This is a genomic window from Nostoc sp. 'Peltigera membranacea cyanobiont' 232 (genome assembly GCF_002245985.1).
GTDB lineage: Bacteria > Cyanobacteriota > Cyanobacteriia > Cyanobacteriales > Nostocaceae > Nostoc.
The window spans coordinates 1-4,414 of sequence record NZ_NOLK01000297.1 but is presented as its reverse complement, the minus strand read 5'-3'; the positions used below and the strand labels follow the sequence as shown (position 1 = coordinate 4,414).

At 41.4% G+C, this 4,414-nt stretch carries 5 protein-coding genes and 1 pseudogene; all 6 read right to left on the bottom strand.

Annotated elements, in window-relative coordinates; translation table 11 throughout:
• Positions 1-352, bottom strand: a pseudogene (locus tag CDG79_RS39275) (bifunctional DNA primase/helicase); the annotation flags it as partial.
• A gap of 373 nt (positions 353-725) precedes the next feature.
• Complete coding sequence (locus CDG79_RS43190) at positions 726-2,135, bottom strand: hypothetical protein (protein ID WP_189525301.1); 1,410 nt, start codon at positions 2,133-2,135, stop codon at positions 726-728.
• 678 nt (positions 2,136-2,813) lie between these two features.
• Positions 2,814-3,119: a fertility inhibition FinO-like protein gene (locus tag CDG79_RS39260; protein ID WP_094346881.1), complete on the bottom strand. Its 306-nt coding sequence runs from the start codon at positions 3,117-3,119 to the stop codon at positions 2,814-2,816.
• Positions 3,120-3,130: 11 nt separating this feature from the next.
• Entirely contained in the window at positions 3,131-3,346 is a 216-nt protein-coding gene (locus tag CDG79_RS39255) for a hypothetical protein (RefSeq protein ID WP_143855735.1), read from the bottom strand.
• Positions 3,347-3,394: 48 nt separating this feature from the next.
• Complete coding sequence (locus tag CDG79_RS39250) at positions 3,395-3,910, bottom strand: hypothetical protein (protein ID WP_094346879.1); 516 nt, start codon at positions 3,908-3,910, stop codon at positions 3,395-3,397.
• Between the two features lie 83 nt (positions 3,911-3,993).
• The gene (locus CDG79_RS39245; RefSeq protein ID WP_317616648.1) at positions 3,994-4,245 is read right to left on the bottom strand and encodes a CHAT domain-containing protein; all 252 of its coding nucleotides are present in this window, start codon (positions 4,243-4,245) and stop codon (positions 3,994-3,996) included.
• Positions 4,246-4,414 lie beyond the last annotated feature (169 nt).

Sequence of the window (4,414 nt, the reverse complement as noted above, 5' to 3'; positions counted from 1 at the left end):
CGCGGTTAGCTGTCTTGGGGGGTGATTCGTATTTGACGGGTTTCCCTTTTTGCCAATCAATGCGGGGGAAGTTGGGCTTAATGCGCCCCCATTCCATTGGGAGCCAATTATTCAACGGGTCAAGTGATTGAATCCAGGTTCCACCCAACAGCAAATGCTGATACAGCTTTAAGTATCCATCGGTGACTCGCCCTGCATTTTTGCGCGGGATCTTATCAGAGATGAATAGGAAGTCGTAAACTGATTCTCCTTCTATATGGAAAAAGTTGCGCTTAATCAGCGCCGGATGAATGGCGCTACCAGCTAACAACTCATGGTATTCCGCAGCCGTGAGATTGTTCGGGTAAACAATAGGGTGTCGCTGATGCTCAACTGATACCTTGCAATCTGGTTTCGGCTCAAAGTTGCCACACTTAAAAGCATTTTTATTTGTATTCACATTTTCTCCCTTTATTTTTCCATGACTTTCCTGAGCGACATTGCATCTATGCCGCATTCATCAGTTATCAGTTATCAGTTATCAGTTATCAGTTATCAGTTATCAGTTATCAGTTATCAGTTATCAGTCATCAAGTATCCGCATCAGCAGCGATAAGGACGGAGCATTTAAGTTGCATAAAAGCATGGCTTTCCTGCGGGAGCTGAATCCATAGGGTTGCGCTTACTACAAACGAATCAACCTGGAAAAATGAATGACGATTAGCTTAACTGTTAACTGTTAACTGTTAACTGTTTTTTTGGGCTTGTGTGATTAAATCAGTCTCCTCGGTAGTAAGGAGATCCCAGTAGTCTGCTTTTATCACCTCGTATTTTTCAGCCACAGCCCAAAAGTCAAGCCACGTAAACTGAATACGTGCAAGTACTTGCCTAATTTCCCTAATAGCTACAGGTAGCATCTGTAATTGCTCCGTCCTTGTTGCGATCGCTGATTGTGTAGGACTAGTACCCAGAATTATCGCCGCCGCCTCAAGAGCTTGGGTGTTGTTCATGGCAACGCTTAGGTTTTTCAGTGCCATGCCCATGAGCCGCAGACATTCTTGGGCATTTTCTTTGGGTGGTTCAAGAGCTAGCTCGCGCAGGTCAATGGTTTTCTCAAGAGCTTGTAAAACTTGCTTGTTCAACGCTTTAGTCGCTTGCTGGGTCATGGTATTTCCCCACTGCTGTTGAGGGCGTTCAAGTAGTGCATGTTCTAATTCTTGGATACGTTGGTGGAGTTGCTGATTCTCAGTTTCTAGCTTTCTCAACCCCTCCATCTCATCCAATCGTTGCTGCAACTGGATATTCTGCTCTTTTTGCTCCTTGTACAGGAAATGCATAGATTGGATTTGCTCACTTACTTGCGCTTCGGCTCTAGCCGACACCTCTGCTTGTAGCCCAATTCTCAATTCCTGCTCCAAGCGCTCTAACTCAAGTTTGTGTTGCTCTTTGAGTGCTGCGATCGCTTCGGTGTATTCTGGTGGATATGTCCGCTGATTCGAATCGGACACAATTGCGGCATCCAAATCAGTGTTATTTACCAGCAGCCTTTCACCATCAGAGAAGGTGACAATCTGCTGCGAATTATTCGGAGCCGAAGCCTCAATTACTCCCGATTCTTCATAACGGGGATGTTCTGGTGAGGAAATTGTGACTTTCATGTTTTTGGGAACCAATGGTTCCTGATTTTTGGGAACCATTGGTTCTGAATGGAATGGCTTTTTCCCTCTTGGCATTGGAGCAACAATATTAGCCGCAGCAGCAAAATCTGATTCAGTTGGGTCTGGGTTTGATTCAAGAGCCAGTGTGATCGCAGCAATAAGTTTTTCTGGTTCTTTGGCTAACCTCAAAAGAGGACGGGCTTGGCGCTCATTTTTAATCTGTGACCCCAACTCCCCTGCTGCAACAATAACTTTTGATGCTCCTAAGAGTTGATTTATACGCCGATAGCCACCATATATATGTAATTCGCCTTGGCAATATTCTGAGAAGTTTTTGTACCCAGCGATTCTGTACATCTGCTCGTCATGCATGACGCGAAAGAGTTCTACTGCTTGCAACTCAAATTGGTATTGAGCAGCGAAGGTGTCTTTGATACTGCTGTTGAGTAAGTCGTAATCAAGTGCTGATTTGGTTTCTTCTCTATCTAGTGTCAGCATATTTCTCTCCCATCATTAGCACAAGGAGAGTGGTTTGAAAAAAAATTTGATGTCACCTTAATCCCGACACCAAGGTGTATTGGGCATAAGTCATTTTTCACGATATTTTTCCCTGATAACTTGGTTGACAAGCTTCAGAGGGGGTTGTATCAGTTATCAGTTGACAGTTATCAAGGACTGTGAATTCCAACTGATAACTGGTAACTGTTCTTCGCGCTGCTACTGCTTTTTGCTACGATTTTCGGGATTTCTTAACCAAACTTTACTTTACTTTACCTAAAATTCATGAATTTTGACAGCAAAAACACACCGCAAGGAATGGACTTTCCAAGCGGCAGATCCTATAATGGATCTGGTAGCGCGGTAAAAACTCTCGGACAAACTTAGTGGAATGACAGTCGCCAAACTATAAATACCACTTGTTTTGTTGCTTCGAGATCAACCCCGCTCTGAGGTTATATGGAATTTAAGACCCGCAGAAAGCGCTACTGCCTAGTGGCGCTTTCTGCGTTAAGTTCTCGTACTGTTGTATCTTCACCTCCATACCTCCTTTTAATTAGCTTGATTTTACATAACTTGTGGTCTTTCCGTATCTAACGAGATTCTGATTTTTTTTGTTTGATTCCTCCATATTTACCAGTGTTTCTTCCAGCTTACCCTGATTGGGTAATCACTTTTTCAAGAAGCAGCACCTACAGCAGAGGTCATTTCTGCCTTGGGCTTGCGCTCAAAAACTTGTATGTTGGGTTCTTCTAGTACGAACCCATGTTCTGTTTGCTGACCAAGTTTACCAGCGATCACTGCAACCCACTGTGGGTAATTACTAGCAGCATCGGTCAGTTTCTTCCAAATCTTAGGTTTGACTGTAATTGAAATGATGCGATCATCACAGTCAAGTTCAAATTGTTGCCAACCATTCTCTACTATGTTAGATTGTGGCAGTTCGTTGATTTTGATTGTTATTTCTAGTTTTCCTGCAATCATAGCTACCTCCCTTAAGATGCGATTGCTAATTCTGATGAAGTGTCAGATGTATGCACCAATCCTAGCGGATCTGTCAAAATATACTTTTTAATCACTGGTTGTAGAGTAAAACTAATTTCTTTAGTAACTGAATCTCTGTTACTTTCAATCAATGAGTTTTTTTCGAGGACTTCCAAAGCTCTAATTAAATCTGAGGTTGACATTAATTCTTTCTGTTTATTATTCATATCTATTAATAATTTGGTAAAATTGACAGGACTTGAATCCAAGGTTAGTTATTCTGCTAGATAAATCATAATTTGTCTTTGAGTTTTGCTCAATACTTGTTGGCTAAACACCTGATTAAGCATTTCTTGAAACTGATCACTAACCAAAGTAGTTGGATTTTCAAAAAACTTTTCTGCGCTACTAGCAAAGAAATGATGAATTCTATTAGCTACTGCTTTTAATTCTGTAGGATTACCACGATAAGTTTTAATTAACTTATTGCACTTTTCCTTGTCAGTTAATCCTTTGCTGGATAAAAGTTGCAAAGCGGCATTTACCTCCAAACCTTCAATTCTCAAAAAGTCAATAGGTAGTTCTGCCGCTATCAAACTTTCAAGCTGATCAGGGAAAACTCGACTAGTTAAGAGTACACAGCTCTCGGATAACTCCTCTGTTAAACGACGAAAAAATAGTCCATACTCTAGCCGATGCTGGAAGTTATTCCTTTGAAATAAAGCTTCAGATGCATCCAATACTAGCAAGCAGCGACGTGATTGCAACTGGTTTATCAGCACAGAAATCATTGGCTTACTGCTGTGTTCAAGCAAGTTTGAGGATGATTCCAAAGGTTTAATTAGCCTTATCAAATCAGTTATCAATTCTTGAATTAATAATAGTAAGGGTGGGAGTAATCTGGATTTGACAGCAAACTCAATTGTGCAAGACGTAGTGCATCTGCTTTAGTTTTACCATCTTTCAATTCCTTGTAAAATTCTTTCATCAGGAGAGCAGTAGAGTTGTCATCTACACGCCATAAAGTTGCTACAGTACTCCTTGCTCCAGCTTGGGCTGCGATCCCAGCGATTCCTAATGCTGAACGCTTATTTCCCTTAGCTGTCTGGCAAGCACTTAAAACCAATAACTCAATTGTATCTTCATCGATTTGATTTTTTTGTTTCAGGTAAGGATTCAGGTCTAATATTTAGGAAGCAGTGATGGGCGAGACAGATAACTATTAGAATTAGCCCGCAGTGCTTGTGCAAAAAAATCAATCACAGCTCTGCCTTGACGACGACAAGTTTGCACTA